At 73.0% G+C, this 18,849-nt stretch carries 15 protein-coding genes; 6 read left to right on the top strand and 9 right to left on the bottom strand.

The window, feature by feature from the left end:
* Nucleotides 1–3 precede the first annotated feature (3 nt).
* On the bottom strand, nt 4–1,395 hold the full coding sequence (locus IL992_RS06300) for an NAD(P)H-quinone dehydrogenase (RefSeq protein ID WP_193202371.1): 1,392 nt from the start codon (nt 1,393–1,395) through the stop codon (nt 4–6).
* A 140-nt stretch (nt 1,396–1,535) separates the two neighbouring features.
* Between IL992_RS06300 and IL992_RS06295 the strand changes: the two genes are divergently transcribed.
* From IL992_RS06295 to IL992_RS06285, 3 genes are read left to right on the top strand one after another with little or no spacing between them, the layout of a single operon-like run.
* The gene (locus tag IL992_RS06295; protein WP_193202370.1) at nt 1,536–1,988 is read left to right on the top strand and encodes a gamma-glutamylcyclotransferase; all 453 of its coding nucleotides are present in this window, start codon (nt 1,536–1,538) and stop codon (nt 1,986–1,988) included.
* 53 nt (nt 1,989–2,041) lie between these two features.
* Entirely contained in the window at nt 2,042–2,839 is a 798-nt protein-coding gene (locus tag IL992_RS06290) for a purine-nucleoside phosphorylase (RefSeq protein WP_404804735.1), read from the top strand.
* Between the two features lie 8 nt (nt 2,840–2,847).
* Nucleotides 2,848–4,482, top strand: coding sequence for a phospho-sugar mutase (locus IL992_RS06285; protein ID WP_193202368.1), 1,635 nt, complete (start codon nt 2,848–2,850; stop codon nt 4,480–4,482).
* A gap of 3 nt (nt 4,483–4,485) precedes the next feature.
* Here IL992_RS06285 and IL992_RS06280 read toward each other — a convergent pair whose 3' ends face one another.
* The 3 genes from IL992_RS06280 to IL992_RS06270 all read right to left on the bottom strand — a co-directional run bounded on the left by IL992_RS06280 (nt 4,486) and on the right by IL992_RS06270 (nt 9,133).
* Nucleotides 4,486–5,946: an alpha/beta hydrolase gene (locus IL992_RS06280; protein ID WP_193202367.1), complete on the bottom strand. Its 1,461-nt coding sequence runs from the start codon at nt 5,944–5,946 to the stop codon at nt 4,486–4,488.
* A 65-nt stretch (nt 5,947–6,011) separates the two neighbouring features.
* A complete protein-coding gene (locus IL992_RS06275; RefSeq protein WP_193202366.1) occupies nt 6,012–8,402 on the bottom strand; it encodes an ABC transporter permease in 2,391 nt (796 codons plus the stop codon).
* Nucleotides 8,399–9,133, bottom strand: coding sequence for an ABC transporter ATP-binding protein (locus IL992_RS06270; RefSeq protein WP_193202365.1), 735 nt, complete (start codon nt 9,131–9,133; stop codon nt 8,399–8,401). Before IL992_RS06270 ends, IL992_RS06275 begins: the two co-directional genes overlap by 4 nt.
* Nucleotides 9,134–9,231: 98 nt before the next feature.
* Here IL992_RS06270 and IL992_RS06265 point away from each other — a divergent pair, with 98 nt between their 5' ends.
* Nucleotides 9,232–9,840, top strand: a complete 609-nt coding sequence (locus IL992_RS06265; RefSeq protein ID WP_319018379.1) for a response regulator transcription factor — start codon at nt 9,232–9,234, stop codon at nt 9,838–9,840.
* Nucleotides 9,841–9,852: 12 nt separating this feature from the next.
* Here the strand turns inward: IL992_RS06265 and IL992_RS06260 are convergent, their stop codons facing one another.
* The 4 genes from IL992_RS06260 to IL992_RS06245 all read right to left on the bottom strand — a co-directional run bounded on the left by IL992_RS06260 (nt 9,853) and on the right by IL992_RS06245 (nt 14,171).
* Nucleotides 9,853–12,018: a sensor histidine kinase gene (locus IL992_RS06260; RefSeq protein WP_319018378.1), complete on the bottom strand. Its 2,166-nt coding sequence runs from the start codon at nt 12,016–12,018 to the stop codon at nt 9,853–9,855.
* Between the two features lie 81 nt (nt 12,019–12,099).
* Nucleotides 12,100–12,681, bottom strand: a complete 582-nt coding sequence (locus IL992_RS06255) for a PH domain-containing protein (protein WP_193202363.1) — start codon at nt 12,679–12,681, stop codon at nt 12,100–12,102.
* A complete protein-coding gene (locus IL992_RS06250; protein ID WP_193202362.1) occupies nt 12,678–13,766 on the bottom strand; it encodes an adenosine deaminase in 1,089 nt (362 codons plus the stop codon). The genes IL992_RS06255 and IL992_RS06250 overlap by 4 nt, the downstream gene beginning before the upstream one ends.
* A 51-nt stretch (nt 13,767–13,817) precedes the next feature.
* Nucleotides 13,818–14,171 carry a cupin domain-containing protein gene (locus IL992_RS06245; protein WP_193202361.1) on the bottom strand — a complete coding sequence of 118 codons (354 nt, stop codon included), beginning with the start codon at nt 14,169–14,171 and terminating at the stop codon, nt 13,818–13,820.
* Nucleotides 14,172–14,327: 156 nt separating this feature from the next.
* Between IL992_RS06245 and IL992_RS06240 the strand changes: the two genes are divergently transcribed.
* Nucleotides 14,328–16,532: a hypothetical protein gene (locus tag IL992_RS06240; protein WP_193202360.1), complete on the top strand. Its 2,205-nt coding sequence runs from the start codon at nt 14,328–14,330 to the stop codon at nt 16,530–16,532.
* A 187-nt stretch (nt 16,533–16,719) separates the two neighbouring features.
* Here the strand turns inward: IL992_RS06240 and IL992_RS06235 are convergent, their stop codons facing one another.
* Entirely contained in the window at nt 16,720–18,138 is a 1,419-nt protein-coding gene (locus IL992_RS06235) for an MFS transporter (RefSeq protein ID WP_226872454.1), read from the bottom strand.
* Nucleotides 18,139–18,241: 103 nt separating this feature from the next.
* Here IL992_RS06235 and IL992_RS06230 point away from each other — a divergent pair, with 103 nt between their 5' ends.
* Nucleotides 18,242–18,700, top strand: a complete 459-nt coding sequence (locus IL992_RS06230; RefSeq protein WP_193202358.1) for a MarR family winged helix-turn-helix transcriptional regulator — start codon at nt 18,242–18,244, stop codon at nt 18,698–18,700.
* The last annotated feature ends 149 nt before the right edge of the window (nt 18,701–18,849 follow it).

Here is an 18,849-nt window from a genome sequence, read left to right as displayed (position 1 = left end):
CCGTCAGATGCCGGCGGTCAGCGGGGACATGAGGCGGCGGGCGGCCTCGGTGATCGAGCCCGACAGCGACGGGTAGACGGCGAAGGTGTGGGCGAGCTGGTCCACGGTCAGGCGATGCTGCACGGCCACCGACACGGCCAGGATCAGCTCCGACGCGCGCGGGGCGACCACGACGCCGCCGAGCACGATGCCGGTGTTCGGACGGCAGAACAGCTTCACGAAACCGTCGTTGAAGCCCTGCATCTTGGCCCGGGCGTTGGTGGCGAGTGGCAGCTTGACGACGTTCGCCTCGATCTCGCCCGCCTCGATCTGCCGCTGCGACACGCCCACGGCGGCGATCTCCGGGTCGGTGAAGATGTTGGCGGCGACGGTGGCCAGCCGGATCGGCTGCACGGCCTCGCCGAGCGCGTGCCAGACCGCGATCCTGCCCTGCATGGCGGCGACCGAGGCGAGCATCAGGACGCCGGTGCAGTCGCCCGCGGCGTACACGCCGGGGGCGGAGGTCCTCGACACCTTGTCGACCTCGATGAAGCCGTTGCGGTCGAGCCGCACGCCGTTGTCCTCCAGCCCGAGCCCGGAGGTGTTGGGGACCATGCCGACGGTCATGAGGCAGTGACTGCCCTCGGCGGTGCGGCCGTCCTCAAGGGTCACGACGACGCCGTGCTCGGTGCGCTTGACCGAGGCGGCGCGCGAGCGGCCCATGACGTTCATGCCGCGGCGCCGGTAGACCTCCTCGAGCACCTCGGCCGCGTCGGCGTCCTCGTTGGGCATCATCCGATCGCGCGAGGAGACCAGCGTGACCTCCGACCCGAGCGACCGGTAGGCGCCGGCGAACTCGGCGCCGGTGACGCCGGAGCCGACCACGATCAGGTGCTCGGGCAGCTCCTCCAGGTCGTACAGCTGCCGCCAGCTGAGGATGCGCTCGCCGTCGGGCTCCGCCCCGGGCAGCACGCGGGGGTGGGCGCCGGTCGCCACGATGACCACGTCGGCCCGGATCGTACGGTCCCCCGCGCGCACCACCTGGGGGTCGACCAGGCGGCCCCGGGCGCGGATGACCTCGACGCCCTCGGCGGCCAGCCGGGCGGCGATGTCGTTCGACTGCGCCAGCGCGAGTTCCTTGACGCGCTTGTTCACGTCGATCATGTCCACGGCGACGCCGCCGGCGTCGTGGTCAAGGCCGCCGTCGAAGCGGACCCCCAGGGACGACGCGTCGAGAAGCGCCTGCTTGCGGACGGAGGAGGCGATCAGAGTCTTGGACGGCACGCAGTCGGTGAGCACGCACGCCCCGCCGGGCCCGTCCTCCTCCACGACGGTGACTTGGGCGCCCAGTTGCGCGGCGACCAGGGCCGCCTCGTATCCGCCGGGGCCACCACCGATGATCACGATCCTTGTCACATGCTCCATTGTCCCGCATCCTGGCTTCGTATTCCCGGCGAGGTGCGCGTAACGGGCCAACTACGCGGATTTCTTTCGCCACACCTCCGTGCGCGCGCTACCCGTCCAACTTTCGGGATCTTGGTTTAGGCTTCTGTGCCGTGCCTGTTTACGCGGCCTACGGCAGCAACATGGACCCCAAGCAGATGGCGGAGTGGGCGCCCCACTCGCCCATGCGAGGAACGGGCTGGCTCCCGGGCTGGCGGCTCACCTTCGGCGGCGAGGACGTCAGCTGGGAGGGCGCTCTCGCCACGATAGTCGAGGACGCCGACGAGCAGGTATTCGTCATCTTGTACGACGTGCCGGAGTGGGACGAGGCGTCCCTCGACCGCTGGATGGCCACCGACCTCGGCCTCTACCGCAAGGTCCGGCTCCGCGTCGCGACGCTGGAGGGCGACGTGCTCGCCTGGTCGTACGTGCTGAACTCCTACGAGGGCGGGCTGCCGTCGGCGCGATACATCGGCATCCTGGCCGACGCCGCGGAGAAGGCGGGCGCGCCCGACGACTACGTCGCGTGGCTGCGCACCCGTCCCTGTAAGAAGCTGGGCGACTGACACGGGCCCGGCACTTATCGGCCGGGTTCATGCTCTTCTGTACCCTCAGCAAAGTGACCCCATATGACCTGGCGGCCGAGGCCGCGACCACGCTGAGGAACCTCACCGGCATCCCTTCCTTCGACGTCGCCCTCGTCATGGGCTCGGGCTGGGTCCCGGCCGCGGACGCGATCGGCGAGACGGTCGCCGAACTCGCGGTGACGAAACTGCCGGGGTTCTCCCCTCCCGCGGTCGCCGGTCACGCGGGCACGGTGCGCGCCGTGCGCACGGCCGCCGGGCTCAACGCCCTGATCTTCCTCGGCCGTACGCACCTGTACGAGGGCCGCGGAGTGGAGCCGGTGGTCCACGGGGTGCGCACGGCCGTCGCGGCCGGGGTGCGCACGGTGGTGCTGACCAACGCGGCGGGCGGGCTGCGCCCGGAGACCCAGAAGGTCGGCGACCCGGTCCTGATCAGCGACCACATCAACCTCACCGGCGACAACCCGATCACGGGCGCGACGTTCATCGACCTCACCGAGGTGTATTCCAAGCGCCTGCGCGACCTCGCCCGCGCCGTGGACCCCACGCTGTCCGAGGGCGTCTACGTCGCCTTCCGCGGCCCGACGTACGAGACGCCCGCGGAGATCCGCATGCTGCGCACGCTCGGCGGCGACCTGGTGGGCATGTCCACCGTGCTGGAGGCGGTCGCCGCCCGGGAGGCCGGGGCCGAGGTGCTCGGGATCTCCCTGGTCACCAACCCCGGCGCGGGCCTGGTGGGCGATCCGCTCAACCACGAGGAGGTCCTGGAGGTCGGCCGGGCCACGGCCGCCCGCATGGGCGTCCTGCTCGCTCAGGTCGTCGACAAGCTGTAGGGAGCACCATGACCGACTTCGTACGGCTGGCCGAAGAGTGGCGCGACCAGGACCCCGACCCCGAGACGCGGGCGGAGCTCGACGCGCTCCTGAAGCGCAGTGATCCGGCCGCCCTGGAGGACCGCTTCGGCGCGAAGCTGGAGTTCGGCACGGCGGGCCTGCGCGGCGCGCTGGGAGCCGGGCCCAACCGGATGAACCGGGTCACGGTGATGCGGGCGGCCGCCGGGCTGGCCCGCGTCCTCGGGCCGGGACGCCACGTGGTGATCGGTTACGACGCGCGGCACAAGTCCGACGTGTTCGCCGCCGACACGGCGCGGGTGCTGACCGGGGCAGGTCTGCGCGCCTCGGTCATGGCCGCCAGGTGGCCCACCCCCGTCCTGGCGTTCGCCGTGCGCCATCTGGGCGCGGACGCGGGCGTCATGGTCACCGCCTCGCACAACCCTCCCCAGGACAACGGCTACAAGGTCTACTGGGGCGACGGCGCGCAGATCGTGCCGCCGATCGACCAGGAGATCTCCGCCGCCATCGACGCGGTCGGCCGGGTGGACGCGCTGCCGCTGGGTGAGGACTGGCAGACCCTCGACCACGACGACATCCTCGTGCCGTACCTGCGGGCCCTGGCCGCGCTCCCGATCGGCGACGCCCGCGAGATCGCGGTCGCGTACACGCCGCTGCACGGCGTCGGCGGCGCGACCGTGTCCGAGGCGTTCCGCGTGGCGGGCTTCGAGGTGCCGGTCATGGTGAGCCGGCAGGCGATGCCCGACCCGGACTTCCCCACCGTGGCGTTCCCCAACCCGGAGGAACCGGGCGCCATGGACCTCGCCCTCGAACTCGCCGCCGCGACCCGCGCCGACCTGGTGATCGCCAACGACCCGGACGCGGACCGGTGCGCGGTGGGCACCCCGCTGCCGGGCGGGGGCTATCGCATGCTGACCGGCGACGAGGTGGGCGGCCTGCTGGCCGAGCACGTGCTGCGGCACACCTCGGGCGGCGACCGGCTGGTCGCCACCTCGATCGTGTCGTCGTCGCTGCTCGCCAAGATCGCCGCCGACCACGGCGTGCGGCACGCCGAGACCCTCACCGGCTTCAAGTGGATCATGAAGTCGGGCCCGGGACTGGTCTTCGGCTACGAGGAGGCGCTGGGCTACAGCGTGGGGTCGGACGCCGGCCTGCCGGTCCACGACAAGGACGGCGTGGGGGCCGCCCTCACCGTGGCCGGGATGGCCGCCGCGGCCAAGCGGGACGGCAGGTCGCTGCTCGACCTGCTGGACGACCAAGCCCGCCGCTACGGCCTGCACGCGACCACCCAGCTCTCCGTCCGGGTCGAGGACCTGTCGCTGATCGCCAAGGCCATCGAGCGCCTGCGTACGCACCCGCCGGTGCAGCTGGCGGGCCGGACGGTGGAGTCGGCCGAGGACCTGTCCGAGGGGGTGGCGGGGCTGCCGCCGACCGAGGGCCTGCGCTACCGCCTGTCCGGCGACGCCCGGGTCGTCGTGCGGCCCAGCGGCACCGAGCCCAAGCTCAAGTGCTACCTGGAGGTCGTGGTGCCGGTCGAGGGCGACGACGTCGCGCCCGCCCGGGCCCGTGCCGCGCAGGACCTGGAGGACCTGAAGAAGGACCTCGCCGTCGCCCTCGGACTCTGACGCCTACCGGCAGATCGTGTCCCGGGCCGGCCGCTCACCGCTGACCAGGAACGTGGTGACCGCGTCGTCACCACAGGCGTTGCCGTTGACCAGGTAGGACCCGTGCCCGCCGGAGTCGACGGCGACCATGCGCGCCCGGCTCCCGAGGGCCTCGCGCATGCGCAGGGCGCCACTGTACGGCGTCGCCGGGTCGCGCAGGTTCTGCACGAGCAGCACGTTGGACGGTCCCTGCGACGTGACCCGCATCGGCGCCTCCGCCGGCCGGTAGGGCCAGTAGGCGCAGGGACCGATGTTCACCGGCATGCCGCCGGTGAGCGGGTGGGCCGCCCGGTCGCGGGTCACCAGCCGTCGGTGCAGGTCGGCCGAGCCCGGCCACTCGACGTCGTTGCAGATCGTCGCGGCCACCGAGGCCGCGGCGTTCTGCAGCGCCGCGTCCGGCGCGGTGGAGGGCTCGGGGAGGGGAGCCGAGCCGAGGCCCGCCCGCATGAGCCCGGCCAGGGCGGGGAAGCCGGTGTCGGAATACAGCGCGTTCAGCATGGTCTCCCGCAGGACCGCGCCGTCGAGCCGCGGCGGGTTGGCCCCAGGCCACGGGATCGGGGCGCGGTCCAGGCGCTCGGCGAGGTCCAGGAAGGTGCGGCGGACCGCCGCGCCGTCCGCTCCCAGGCCGTACTCGTCGTCACGCTCGGCCGCCCAGGCGGCGAAGTCGGGGAAGCGGTCCTCGACGCCCATCGAGTAGTTGGCCAGCCAGGCGCGGGCGACCTTGTGCGGGTCGGGATCGTCGTTGCTGTCCAGGATCACCCTGTCGGTCCGGCCGGGGAACATCGTGGCGTAGACGGCCCCGGCGTACGTTCCGTAGGAGACGCCCCAGTAGGACAGGCGCTCCTCCCCGAGGGCCCGGCGGATGGCGTCGACGTCCCTGGCCTCGTTGCGCGTGCTGATGGTGCGCAGCAGGGGGCCGCCGTTGCGGGCGCAGGCCTCGCTGAACCTGCGGGCGTACGCGACGTTCGCACTGATGTCACCGCCGGCCGAGGGGTAGGGCTTGAGCCGGGAGGGCGCCAGGTCCTCGTGGGCGAGCCCGCAGGAGACGGGCGAGCTCAGGCCGACGCCCCGCGGGTCGAAGCCGATCAGGTCGTAACGGTCGAGCACGGCGCTCGGCAGGCGCTTCACCATCGTGCTCGGCCTGCTCAGGCCCGGGCTGCCCGGTCCTCCGGGGATGAGCAGCAACACGCCCCTGCGCAGTCCCGGCCGCGCCGTACGGATCCTGGAGACGGCCAGGGAGATCGTGCCGCCGCCCGGCCTGCCGTACGTGAGGGGGACCTGGAGCGTCGCGCACTCCTGGCGGGGGTCGAGCTCGGCGCCGGTGCCGCAGGAGGTCCAGGCCGGGGCGGCCCGGGCGGTGGACGGGGCCGCGACCAGGGCGGTGGACAGGGAGATCACGGCGGCTGCCGAGGCGATGCGGTTCATGATTCCAGCCTTCATAGGTGTTCGGGGAAGCCTTCGAGGTTGTCCGGGAAAGAGCGGGTGCCCGGCTACTCGCGGGCGCCGATGGTCTCGGCCGGTCGGGTGCGCAGCGCGAGACGCCCGGGGAGGCCCGTGGCGACCAGGGCGAGCGCGGCCACGGCGGCGATCACCAGCGCGTAGCCGGTCGGGGGCACGTACGGCAGGGCCGACCCGGTCATCCCCCTGCTGAAGGCCGACAGCGTGATCAGCGCGATGGCGGTCCCGGCGAGCACGGAGACGACCAGCGCGGTCAGGGTCTCCAGGCGGAGCATGCGCAGCACCTGCCGCCGCGTCGCCCCGACCAGGCGGAGCAGGGCCAGCTCTCGCGAGCGGTCCGTGGTGGACATGGCCAGCGTGTTGACCACGGCGATCGCGCCGAACGCGATGATCAGGCCCATGGCCACGTAGTTGACCTCGGCGTTCGGGGTCTCCGCCGCGGCCCCTCCCGTCGGCGACACCACCGGCGCCACGGCGGCCAGGGCCGCACGGGAGACCGAGGGGGCCTCGACGAGCAGGGTGCCCGAGGGGTCGTCGACATGGCCGGCCACCAGCGCGTACGGCAGGGTCAGATCACCGAACCCGAGACCGCGCGAGTAGATCGCCACGACCTTCAGCTCCGCCGGGGTCCCGTCGCCCAGGGTGAGTCTGACCGCGTCACCGGCCGACAGGCCGAGCCTGGAGGCCGCCGACTCGCTCAACGCGGCCGACCCGGCGCCGAATCCGCCGAGCGAGCCGGACACGACCCCGAGGTCCACGGCCTGCCCGATCGGCCGCTCGCCGCCCTCGACGCCCTGCGCGCCGTACTTGTCCAGCCCGATCCGCACGGAGGTGCGCACCACCGAGGTCACGGCCTTCACGCCCGGCACGCGGCGCACCGCGTCCGCCGTCGCGCCGCTCACCATGTAGTCGGCGTGGGTGCCGGCGGCGGCCTGCGCGGCCGACGCGTGCCCCATCGTGGTCTGGGTGAACAGGATGGTGCAGGTCATGGCGACCAGGAGGGTCAGCGGCGCCATCACGGAGGCCATCCGTCCCGGGCCCGTCCGCAGGTTGCGCGCCGCGAGGTATCCGGCGCGGGACGTGCCCAGCGCGATGCCGAGCAGGGCGGTCGCGGCGCGGGCGAGCACCGGCCCGAGCAGGGTGACGGCCACCGTCCAGACGAGCGCGGTCAGCATCGTCACGGGGCTCGACGCCGCCTCGGTCTCGAGTCCCGACAGCACCAGCGTCAGCACGATCCCGCCGGCGACACAGACGACGCCCGCGATCGACCGGCCGAGGGGCAGGCGGCCCCCGCCCATCGCGGCCTCGCCCAGCGCCTCGACGGGACGGATCCTGGCGGTGCGGCGGACCGAGAGACGGGTCGCGGCCCAGGCCGCGGCCACGGCGGCCAGCAGGGCGGCCGCCGCCGGGAACGGGCTGACCACCAGGCGCAGGTTCTCCGGCATGGCGCCCAGGTCGACGAACCGGCCGCGCAGCCAGAACCCGAGGCCGACACCGGCCGCCGATCCGATGACGCCGGCCGCCAGGCCGACCAGCAGCGCCTCGCCGCCCAGCAGCGTGCGCACCTGGCCGGGCGTGGCGGCGACCGCGCGCAGGAGGGCGATCTCGCGCCGTCGCTGCTGGACCGCGAGGGCGGAGGTGCCGGTCACGACGAGGATCGCCACCAGCAGGGACGTGCCGCCCAGCGCGCCGCCCAGGCTGATCAGCCGCACCCGCGCCTGCTCCGCGTCGAGGAACTCCACGGTGCCGCGCTCGTCCCCGGTGTAGGCCACGAGACGACCGCCAAGCACCGACCCCACATCGACCCCGGGGAACACGCCGATCGCGGTCACCAGCCCGGGACGTCCGGCCAGCCGGCGAGCTTCGGAGGTCGAGAAGAACACCGTGTCCTGGCTCGGCAGAGCCTGCGCGGTGACCCCCACGACCCGGTACGCCTCGCCCCGCACGCGCAGGGCCGAGCCCACGGACAGGCCGGCGCGGGCGTCCACGACCACCTCGCCGTTCGCACGCGGCGGGCGTCCCTGGGCGATGGTGAACGGCGTGAGCCCCGCCGACTCCCACCCGTGCCCGAGAGCGTGTCCGTTCACGGGGAACGTCACCTCGGTGAGCACCTTCGAGACGCCGGGCAGGCCGCGCAGCCTCGCGGCGGTCGCCTCGGGAATCCAGACCCGCTCGGACAGCGGCTTGGCCTTCGTCTTGACCTTGCCGGAGGACTTGGTCACGGTCTCGTGGACGTTCTGATCGCCGGCGACGATCAGCGGCGCCCCCGCGTAGCGCTCCGGCGCGACCCCGCCCCGCAGGCCGGTCTCCAGCAGCATCAGGCACGCGCAGACCAGCGCGGCGGCGCACACCAGCGCCACGAACGCCCCCGCGAACGCCGCCCTGCGGTGCCGCAGGGTCTTCAGCGCGAGTCCGGTGATCATGCCGCGTACGCCCCCAGCCTGGTCATGCGCTCGGCGACCTTCTCCGAGCTCGGCGCGGCCATCGCGTCCACGATCCGGCCGTCGGCGAGGAACAGGACGGTGTCGGCGTAGGAGGCCGCCACCGGGTCGTGGGTGACCATCACCACGGTCTGGCCGAGGCCGTCCACCACCTCCCGCAGCAGCCGGAGCACGTCACGGGCGGTCACCGTGTCGAGCGCGCCGGTCGGCTCGTCGCCGAAGACCACCTGCGGCCGGGTCACCAGCGCCCTGGCGATGGCCACCCGCTGCTGCTGCCCGCCGGACAGCTGGGCGGGGCGGTGCCCGGTGCGGCCCGCCAGCCCCACCCGCCCGACGATCTCCTCAAGCCACGCCCGGTCGACCCGCGCTCCGGCCAGCCGCATCGGCAGCGTGATGTTCTCCAGCACGGTCAGGGACGAGACCAGATTGAACGCCTGGAACACGAAGCCGATCCGCTGCCTGCGCAGTTCCGTCAACCGGGTCTCGTCCATGCCGGACAGCTCCGTGCCGCCCAGCCGCACCGAGCCGGAGGATGGCGTGTCGAGCCCCGCCGCGCAGTGCAGGAACGTGCTCTTGCCCGAACCCGACGGTCCCATCACGGCGGTGAAGCTCCCGCCGGGGATGTTCACCGAGACCTCACGCAGGGCGGCCACCGCGCCCTGTCCCTTTCCGTACACCTTGCTCACCGCGTCAAGGCGAAGCACCTCTGTCATGTGCTCAAGCCTGCCGATCAGCGATCATGCGTCCCAGAGACGGCCTCACCTCCTGCCCATGACGTCCTCACGATCCGGACACTGGTAGACATATGCGCGTGATTCGCGTACTCCTTGCCGAGGACCAGCACGTCATCAGGAGCGCACTCGCCGCCCTGCTCGGGCTGGAGGAGGACCTGGAAGTCGTCGCGACCGTGGAGTCCGGAGAGGCCGCCCTGGCCGCCGCGCTGGTGCACCGCCCCGACGTCGCCGTCCTCGACATCGACATGCCCGGCAGGCTGGACGGCCTGGCCGCCGCGGCCGAGCTCCGCACGCGCCTGCCCTCCTGCCGCGCTCTCATGCTGACGGCGTACGGCAAGCCGGGACACCTGCGCCGCGCCCTCGGCTCAGGTGTCGCCGGATTCGTGCTCAAGACGGCGCCGCCGGACGAACTGGTGGCCGCCATCCGCAAGGTCGCGGCCGGCGAGCGTGTGCTCGACCCCTCGCTCGCGGTCACCGCGTGGGACCTGGCGGACAACCCGCTCACCCCGCGCGAGGCCGACGTGCTCCGCCTGGCCGCCTCCGGCGCGGACGCCACGGACATCGCCGTGCGGCTCCACTTGGCCGCGGGCACCGTGCGCAACTACCTCACCGTGATCGTCACCAAGCTCAACGCCCGCAACCGGACCGACGCCGTGCGCATCGCGACAGAGGCCGGATGGATCTAGGGCCGGCTGGATCTAACGCGCGGGCACCGGCGCGGGGTGCGGCACGCAGGCGTCCAGTGTGAACCGGTCGCCGTCGACGTGCGAGGTCAGCCGGCCGTCCAGGGCGGCGAGCCGGGTGGTCAGGTTGCCGATGCCGGACGACCCCCGCCGCGTCTTCCCCGCACTCACCCCGTCGTTGCGCACCCGCAGCCGCAGCCCGGTCTCGTCGGCGCGCATCGTGATCGAGCAGTTGCGGGCCTCGCTGTGCCTGAGCACGTTCGTCACGGCCTCCCTGAGCACGGTGCCCAGCACGGTCTCGACCTCGGCGGGCAGGTTCAGCTCGACCGGCTCCACGGTCACCCGGATCCCGGCGGCCGACAGCACCGTGCGCGCCGACTCCACCTCGGCCGCCAGGGACAGCTCCCGCTGCTCGCCCGACACCGAACGCAGGTCCGCCCGCGCGCTCTCCGCCATGGCGACGATCTCCTCGATCCGCTCCCGCGGGCATTTCAGACGGCGGGCCAGCTCGCAGGTGAGAAGAATCGCGGCCAGGGAGTGCCCGAGCAGGTCGTGCAGGTCGCGGGCGGCGCGCAGGCGCTCCTCGACGATCGCGGAGCGGGCCAGGCTCTCCCTCGCGGCCTGGAGCTCCTTCACGATCTGGGCCAGGCGGAGCAGGGCGTAGACCACCAGCCCGGTGACGAGCGCGCTGATCGTGCTGTTCGCGAGAACGGGGACGGGCAGGCCGAACAGCATCCCGGCCCCGGCGACGCTCGCCAGGATCGCCACCACCATCGGCCACGCGGCCCGCCACGGGAACGCGAGCAGGACCGGCCCGGCGAGGAAGCCCGCCACTCCGAGCCAGACGGGCCCGAAGACCGGGATGGGCGCGTACGTGAGCACCGCCATCACCGTGAGCGCCGCCATGTGACGCCCGTTGACGGAGCGGAGCTGCATGACGACGATCACGGTGAGGCACGCCGCGGCCGGGATCACGAGGGCGCCGGGGAGCTGGAGCAGCGCCTTGACGCTGAAGCCCACGAGGACGGCCGCGAGCACCGTGACCGACACCGCGTACGACGCCTCGTGGGCGAGCTTCGGCAGGGGCCGTCGCCGCCTACGGTCCCCCGGGGGTTCCGGAGCGCGGGCGTCGCCGGTGACCGTCTCGCCGGGCACCGCCTCGGTGGAAGTGCCGCGGGGAAGTGTCGCCTCCACGACGAAGCGCCCGGTGGGCGACAGACCGGTGGTGAGGGTGCCGCCCGCCTCCTCCAGCCGGAGGCCGTCGAAGTCCGGGGCCTCTGCGGTGCGGTGGCCGTCGTCGACGACCCGCAGCCGCACCGTGCTTCCCCGCTTGTCTCGCTGCTCGCTCGTCTCGGTGTTTCCCCGCTCGTCTCCCTGCTCGCTCGTCTCGATGACGCACAGCCGTGCCGTGCCCCGCCGTACGACGTCGGTGACGGCCTCGCGCAGCACGCTCGCCAGCAGCGCCCCGCCGGGGCCGAGCGGCTCGGTGTGGCCGCCGCGCACCTCGACGGCGATCCCCGCGGCGTCGAGCATCGCCCGCGCCGTGACCAGCTCCGGCGCGAGGGAGGTGGCGCGGTAGTTCGCGGAGGCGGCGCGGGCGTCGGTCAGCGCCGCACGCGCGGTGGCGGTCACCGAGGCCAGCACCTCGGCCGCGCCGTCCGGCTCCGCGAGCGCGCGGCGGCCGCCCTCGACGATCACCTCCAGGCTCCGCCCGAGGCCGTCGTTCAGCTCCGCCGCCAGGCGCAGTCGCTCGGCGGCCACGGCCGCCGCGGCCAGCGAGAGCCGGGCGGCGTGCATCTCGCCCGCGCGCTCCACCAGCCGGGTGAGGCCGAAGACGACCAGCGAGACCAGCACCACGGTGATCGTCGCGTCGGCCGTCGCCCCGCCGCGGGCGGCGTCGATCAAAGCCGCGCTCACCACCACGAGCGGCGCGAGCACGCGCGCCTTGGTCAGCAGCAGCGAACCGGCCAGGAAGCCCAGGATCCCGGTGGAGACGCCCCCGGCGACGCTCGCCGTGTAGACGAGGACGGCCTGCGCGGCGAGCAGCCACCACTTCCTGAGCTTCAGCAGGTAGAGGACCTGCACGCCGAACACCGCCAGCGCGATCGGCGCACCCGCGACCACGTAGACGCTCGCGAGCGCGGCGAGCACAACGACGACGATCACTCGCGCCAGACGCACTCGGACCCCTTCGGCATGCGATTACCGCCCCGGCGTCGCGCGGCATCGCGCACGGCGCCTGCTCCCGGTCGCTCTACCTGATCAGGAGGCGACGAAGGCGGCCACGACCAGGGCGACCGCGGCGGCGACGGCCGCCAGGGCGGACGGCGACCAGGTGACGCTGGTCTCGCCGGCGGAGTTCTCCCGGCGCGACCGGCTCATCTCGGTGAGCTGGTCGGCCACCCAGTCGGCATGAGTACGGGCGCCGACGGCCTCGGCCGCCGCCCGCTCGGCCTTGTTCGCAGACTTGGCCGCCTTGGCGGCCCGCCCGGCGGCCCTGACCCGCTCCCGGGCCGTCGCCTGCGGCGTCCAGCAGCGCACGGTGGTGTCGCCGGACTCGATCACGATGGCGTTGGTCACGGACACGTCGTCCACGCCGCTCCAGGGGACGTAGGCGTTCCTCAGCACGTTGCGCACGCGGACGCCGCCCTCCTCGACGACGACGGCGGGCCGCAGCGCCATCACGAAGACCAGCGCCGTGATGACGCCGAGCACCGCACCCGCGATCAGCGCGCTGGGCATGTGACCGTGGGCCGTCAGGTCCCACACGTTCCAGGCGGCGAACAGCATCCAGAGCCAGCCGAAGAGCCAGGCCGCCTTCGACCGGAAGACCTGCGGCTTCATGCGCGCCACTTCATCTGCGCGTAGCCGGGTTTGATCACACCGTTGATCAGCGCGAGCCGTTCGTCGAACGGGATGAAGGCCGACTTCATCGCGTTGACCGTGAACCACTGCAGGTCGTCCCAGTCGTAGCCGAAGGCGTCCACCAGCTTCGCGAACTCCTGCGACACGCTCGTCCCGCTCATCAGCCGGTTGTCGGTGTTGACCGTCACCCGGAAGTACAGGCGGCGCAGCAGGCCGATCGGATGCTCGGCGATCGACGGGGCGGCCCCGGTCTGCAGGTTCGAGGTCGGGCACATCTCCAGCGGGATCCGCTTGTCGCGGACGTACGCCGCCAGCCTGCCGAGCTTGGCCTCGCCGCCGTCCGACACCGTGATGTCGTCGATGATCCGCACCCCGTGGCCGAGCCGGTCGGCGCCGCACCACTGGATGGCCTGCCAGATCGACGGCAGCCCGAAGCCCTCCCCCGCGTGGATCGTGAAGTGGGCGTTCTCCCGCTGGAGGTACTCGAACGCGTCCAGGTGCCGGGTGGGCGGGTAGCCGGCCTCGGCTCCGGCGATGTCGAACCCGACCACGCCGAGGTCCCGGTAGCGTACGGCGAGCTCGGCGATCTCCATCGAGCGGGCCTGGTGGCGCATGGCCGTCAGCAGGGTGCCGACCCGGATCCGCGGCCTGCCGTCCGGCCCGGCCGAGCCGAGCCGGAAGCCTTCGAGCACGGCCTCCACGACCTCGTCGAGCGACAGTCCCCGGGAGGTGTGCTGCTCCGGGGCGTACCGGACCTCGGCGTACATCACGCCGTCGTCCGCCAGGTCCTCGGCGCACTCCGCGGCCACCCTGACCAGCGCCTCGCGGGTCTGCATCACCCCGACGGTGTGGGAGAACGTCTCCAGGTAACGCTCCAGCGAACCGGAGTCCGCGGCCTCCCTGAACCAGATCGCCAGCTCATCCGGGTCGTACGTCGGCAGCGTGTGGCCGCATTCGCGGGCGAGGTCGACGATCGTGCCGGTCCGCAGCCCGCCGTCGAGATGGTCGTGCAGCAGCACCTTGGGCGCCCTGCGAATCTCCTCCAGCGTGGGCAGCCTGGTCATGCACCCTCCTCGACCGCCGTCGTTCTTCCGGCAATCCTAAGCCTGGCCGCCCTACTCCTCGCGGTTGGCGGTCTCCGGGGAGAACGCGGGCAGGCAGACGGCCACGTACTCCGCGCCCGACGGCCCGGAGCTGTAGCGGATCTTCTCACCGGGCTCGCTGACGAACGCCTGGCCCGCCTCGACCACGGTCGTGCCGCCGGCGTGCTCCACGACGACCGACCCCTTGAGCACGAGCGTGTACTCGGCGAAGTCCGGGGTCTGCGCGGGCTCCTCCCAGCCGGGCGGGGCCACCATGTGCGCGATGGAGACCTGCTCGTCGCCGCTGTTGACACGGCCCACGTATTCGTCAATGACCTTGCCGCCCGGCACCGGGATGCGGGTGGGGCCCTCGATCCTCCTGACCATGCCGCCCAGTGTGTCAGTTGATCCGGAATAACGTCATATGTGCACATCTCGCACTACGCTTGAGCGGCTGCAGAGGCGGGAGAGACCGCCGGGCCGGGAGTGCGATGTGAACCAGACACGACACAAGCCTCGTCGCCGTACGGACGAGGAGCCGCGGTGAGAGATCTGCCGGGCTTCGACGCCTTCGCCGCCGACCAGGCCCAGCCGCTCGCCCGTACGGCCCTGGCGCTGACGGGCGACCCGCGGGCCGCCCGCGCGCTCGTGGTGACCGCGCTCACGGCCACGGCGGCCAAGTGGCGCACCGTACGCTGGTCGTTTCCCGCCCACGCCGCCCGTGAGGCGCTGTACGCGGCCTATCTGAAGCGCCCGCGCGCCCGCGGAGCCGCACGCGGGGACGGCCACCTCACTCCCGGCACGGACGCGGCGGCCCTCGCGGAGGCGCTGACCGGGCTGACGCCGCGGCGCCGCGCCCTGGTCGTGGCCTGTTTCCACGACGGGCACACCACCTGGCAGGCGGCCGGTCTGTGCCGCATGGACGCGCGGACGGCCAACACCGAGACCGTGCTCGCCGTCGCCGAACTGCGCAACCGCCTTCCCGCCTCGTTCGTGGCGGGGACGCCGCCGGAGCCAGCGGAGGGGACGGCCCCGGACGAGACGCCCTCGGAATCCGTCAAGAGTTCCCCGGCCTCGGAGGCGTCCGCACCGGAGGGGATGCCGCCGGAGACGGTCCGGCGCCGTGCGGCGCCGGACCACGAGGACGGGGAGAGGGGTGGCGGCACACGCGGCGCGGCGTCCGGCCCCTCGGCGACCTCCTGGGCGTCGCCGTCCCAGGCCTCCGGCCCCTCGGCGACCTCCTGGGCGTCGCCGTCCCAGGCCTCCGACCCCTCGATGACCTCCTGGGCGTCACCGTGGCAGACGGGCCACGCCGCCGGCCCGGTGTCCCACGCCGCGCACCCGGAGACCGCGCTCCCCGAGACCGCGCTTCCTGAGGCCGCGCTTCCTGGGGCCAGACCCGCGGAGATCACGCCTCCCGCGGCGCCGTTCGCCCCGCCCGCCGCTCTCACCTCTCCGCCCGCTTCTCCCCCCGCTTTTCCCCAAGGCGGCACAGGTCCGGACGATCGCGGCGAGGGTCCGTGGGAGGCGGCCCTGCGCAGGGAGCTGGCCGTCCTGTCCGCGGGGATGCCCGCGCTCGACCCCGTCCCGCTCGCCGCCGAGGCCGCGCGGGTCGGCCGGCGGCACGGCACACGACGTCGCGCCCTGGTCACCACTATGAGCGTCACGCTCGCCGCCCTGGTGGTCGTTCCCCTCGCGTTCGGCGCGGCGGGCCTGCTCGGGCGCGCCGGGCGGAGCGCGGACGGCGCCTCCCCCGGCGTGCTGGACGAGAGCGCCGCGGCTCCCAGGCTCCCGCCCGCCCTGCCCGCCCCCGTACGCTTCGCCTACCGGGGGTTCTGCACGGCCGACGACTATGACGTGTTCGCCGACGAGTTCGCGGACAACGGCTGCGCCCAGTGGCGCGTGGTGGCGACCACGGGCGAGCAGTGGCGCGTGGCGGACGTGTCCCCCGCCCTCAGCGACGGATGGCAGCCTCTCCTCGCGATCAGCAGGGACGGCAACCGCCTGGTCTACTTCAGCGCGGCGTCGTCCGACTTCGTCCTCATCGATCGGCTCGACACCACGACGAGGAGGACCGACATGGTCCCGCTCGCCGAGGCGGTGTCACCGGAGGACACCCACCTCGTCATCTCGCCCAGCGGACGGTGGATGGCCGCCGACTTCGGCCCGGCCGCCGAAGCGCTCCATCCACGGGTGCAGAACCTCGCCAACTATCGGGTCAGGACGCTGCCCCGGCGGATGCGGGTGCTGGCCGTCTCGGACGACGGCACGGTGACGGGCACGGCCACGTGGGACAGCGACGCGGCTCCCGGCCGGCTCACGACGACCGTTCTGCTGCGGGTGCGGCCGGACGGGCGCACGCTGAGCCGTACGCCCATCGACTCGGCGCTGTTCCGGGCCGGCGCCGCGGTCTCCCCGGACGGACGCGCCATCGCCGTGGCGGCCGAGCGCGCCCACCCGGCCGAGGACGACCACGGCCTGCTGGTCACGCTCGACTCCGCCAGCGGCCGGGTGCTCACCCGGCGCGAGGCGGCCCTCCCCGAGGACGCGCACGTCATCGCCGTACGCGGCTGGGCGAGCGAGCACGAGGTGATCGTGGAGGCGGAGCGGATCCGCGACGATGACGAGGAGGAGGAGGAGGAATACTCGGTCCACGCGGTCGACGTGCGCACCGGGGCGGCCCGGCCGATCTCTCTGGACGAGGCGGGCGGCGTGCCCGCCCTCTGGGTCCCCGGCACGCTGCGCTGACCCGGGCATGCTCACCCGGACGTGCTGAGCCGGGCGTCTTGATCTGGCCGTGCTGATCTGGCCGTGCTGATCTGGCCGTGCTGATCTGGCCGTGCTGATCTGGCCGTGCTGAGCCGGACGGCGGAAAGGGGCGCCCCGGCGACCGGGACGCCCCTCTGCCGACGACGGCAGGGAACCGGCGGACGGGTCAGACCGTCTCCAGCACCGGCTCCTCCCGTGCCTCGACCGGCTGTCGCCTGAACCGGAGCCCGGTGAGGGCGACGGCCAGGCCGACAAGGGCGAACCCGGCCGAGACCACGATCGCGGCGCGGAAGCGGGCGATCGGGTCGCCGCCGTCCGCCCCCGAGGTCAGGACGGCGGTGACGATCGCCAGCACCACGGCTCCGCCGACCTGGCCGGAGGTGTTCAGCAGGCCCGAGGCCAGCCCCTGCTCATCGTCGTCGACCCCGGCGGTCGCCTGGATGTTGAGCGAGGGGAACGACAGCGCGAACGCGATGCCCAGCAGGACCATGCCCGGCAGCACCATCGTGAGCAGGCTGGGGTGGAGGTCCACCCGCAGGAACACCGCGTACCCCGCGAGCAGCGCCACCGAGCCCACCACGATCAGGCGCGCGGTGCCGAAGCGGTCGGCGAAGCCGCCCATCTTGGTCGAACTGATCGCGACCAGCAGCCCCGCCGGCAGGAACGCGAGGGCGGTCTGCAAGGCGCTCCAGCCCAGCAGGTTCTGGAAGTACTGCATCGCCACGAACTGGAAGCCGACGTACGAGCCGAACAGGATGACCAAGCCGATGTTGGCCCGGGCGAGCGGCGCGGAGCGCAGGATGCCGAGCCGGACCAACGGGTGCCGCACCCGGCGCTCAAGCCAGACGAACAGGCCGATCAGAGCGGCGGCCCCCGCGAGCGACAGCACGGTGCGCACCACGCTCACCTTGGGCGCCTCCACCACGGCGAAGACCAGGAGCAGCATGGCCGCGGTGATGGTCGCGGCGCCGAGGAGGTCGTGGCCGCCCTCGCCGCGCTCCTCACCCCGCTCGAGCAGCCGCAGCCCGGCCACCAGAGCGATGATCGCGACGGGCACCGGCATGAGGAACGTCCAGCGCCATCCGATCTCGGTGAGCACGCCGGACAGGACCAGTCCGAGCGAGAACCCGCTGGCGCCGCAGGCGGTGAAGATGCTCAGGGCCCGATTGCGGGCGGGACCTTCGGCGAAGGTCGTGGTGATGATGGACAACGCGGCGGGCGCGGTGAACGCGGCGCTGACGCCCTTCACGAAACGGGCCGCGATCAGCAGCGTCCCGTCGCTCATCAGCCCGCCGAGCAGCGAGGCGACCGCGAAGACGGCCAAGGCGGTCAGGAACACCCGGCGGCGGCCGAGCAGGTCGGCGGTCCGGCCCCCGAGCAGCAGCAGACCGCCGTACCCCAGCACGTAGCCGCTCACCACCCACTGCAGCGAGGAGGTGGACATGCCGAGATCGGCCTGGATGGACGGGAGCGCCACCCCGACCATCGACACGTCAAGGGCGTCGAGGAACACGACGGCGCAAAGGACGGTGAGGGCACCCCACAGGCGGGCCCCCCAGCGCTCGTCCCGAGTGGAGGAAGTCATGGCACGGAAACTTACATGCACATGCATTCAATGCACAAGCACTTAATGCGTTTGCATCTAATGTGTGCGCATGGTATGGTCGCGCCGAGAAAGGCGGTCTCGCATGAACGACATCGACGCCGGCTTCGTGGTCATGGCCTGGCGCGAACTGCTCGCCCGGCACGCGGAGGTGTCGTGCGCGCTGGAGCGGGAGCTGAGCGACAAGCACGGGCTCGGTGTGAGCGAGTTCGAGGTGCTGGAGCGCCTCGTGGAGGGCCAGTCCCTCTGCACGGAGCCGGATACGGTCAAGTTCCGCGTGCAGGAGCTCGCCGGCCAGGTCCACCTGAGCCAGAGCGCGCTGTCACGCCTCATCGCCCGGCTGGAACGTGAGGGGCTGGTCGCCCGCGCGTTGTGCGAGGCGGACCGTCGCGGGGTGTTCGTGCACGTCACCGAGGAGGGCCGGCGACGGCACGCGGAGGCGACCCCGACCCATCGGGCCGTCCTGTCCGCGCATCTGTTCCCCCACCTCGTGAACGCCGGCTACGCGCCGCCCGTCCCGGACGAGGCGCCCCGCCCCGTCTGATCGGGGGTGCCGGCCCTCCACGCGTGAGCAGGCAGGACGCGCTCTCTGCGCCGCCCGTGTCCCATTCGGACGGGACAATTGCCATGCAGGAAGGGGACCGCGGGCTCATGCGAACCGGGACAGCGCTCGGTCATCGTTCTCGGTAGGCG

The sequence above is a fragment of the Microbispora sitophila genome (genome assembly GCF_014892245.1).
Taxonomy (GTDB): domain Bacteria; phylum Actinomycetota; class Actinomycetes; order Streptosporangiales; family Streptosporangiaceae; genus Microbispora; species Microbispora siamensis.
The sequence above is the reverse complement of the archived record's forward strand: the minus strand, read 5'-3'. Positions and strand labels throughout refer to the sequence as shown.

Bases quoted from the DNA above. Each gene is read 5' to 3' on its own strand.
- IL992_RS06275 (WP_193202366.1), bottom strand. From the start codon at position 8,402: ATGATCACCGGACTCGCGCTGAAGACCCTGCGGCACCGCAGGGCGGCG.
- IL992_RS06250 (WP_193202362.1), bottom strand. From the start codon at position 13,766: ATGACCAGGCTGCCCACGCTGGAGGAGATTCGCAGGGCGCCCAAGGTG.
- IL992_RS06285 (WP_193202368.1), top strand. From the start codon at position 2,848: ATGACCGACTTCGTACGGCTGGCCGAAGAGTGGCGCGACCAGGACCCC.
- IL992_RS06270 (WP_193202365.1), bottom strand. From the start codon at position 9,133: ATGACAGAGGTGCTTCGCCTTGACGCGGTGAGCAAGGTGTACGGAAAG.
- IL992_RS06280 (WP_193202367.1), bottom strand. From the start codon at position 5,946: ATGAACCGCATCGCCTCGGCAGCCGCCGTGATCTCCCTGTCCACCGCC.
- IL992_RS06230 (WP_193202358.1), top strand. From the start codon at position 18,242: ATGAACGACATCGACGCCGGCTTCGTGGTCATGGCCTGGCGCGAACTG.
- IL992_RS06245 (WP_193202361.1), bottom strand. From the start codon at position 14,171: ATGGTCAGGAGGATCGAGGGCCCCACCCGCATCCCGGTGCCGGGCGGC.
- IL992_RS06255 (WP_193202363.1), bottom strand. From the start codon at position 12,681: ATGAAGCCGCAGGTCTTCCGGTCGAAGGCGGCCTGGCTCTTCGGCTGG.
- IL992_RS06235 (WP_226872454.1), bottom strand. From the start codon at position 18,138: ATGACTTCCTCCACTCGGGACGAGCGCTGGGGGGCCCGCCTGTGGGGT.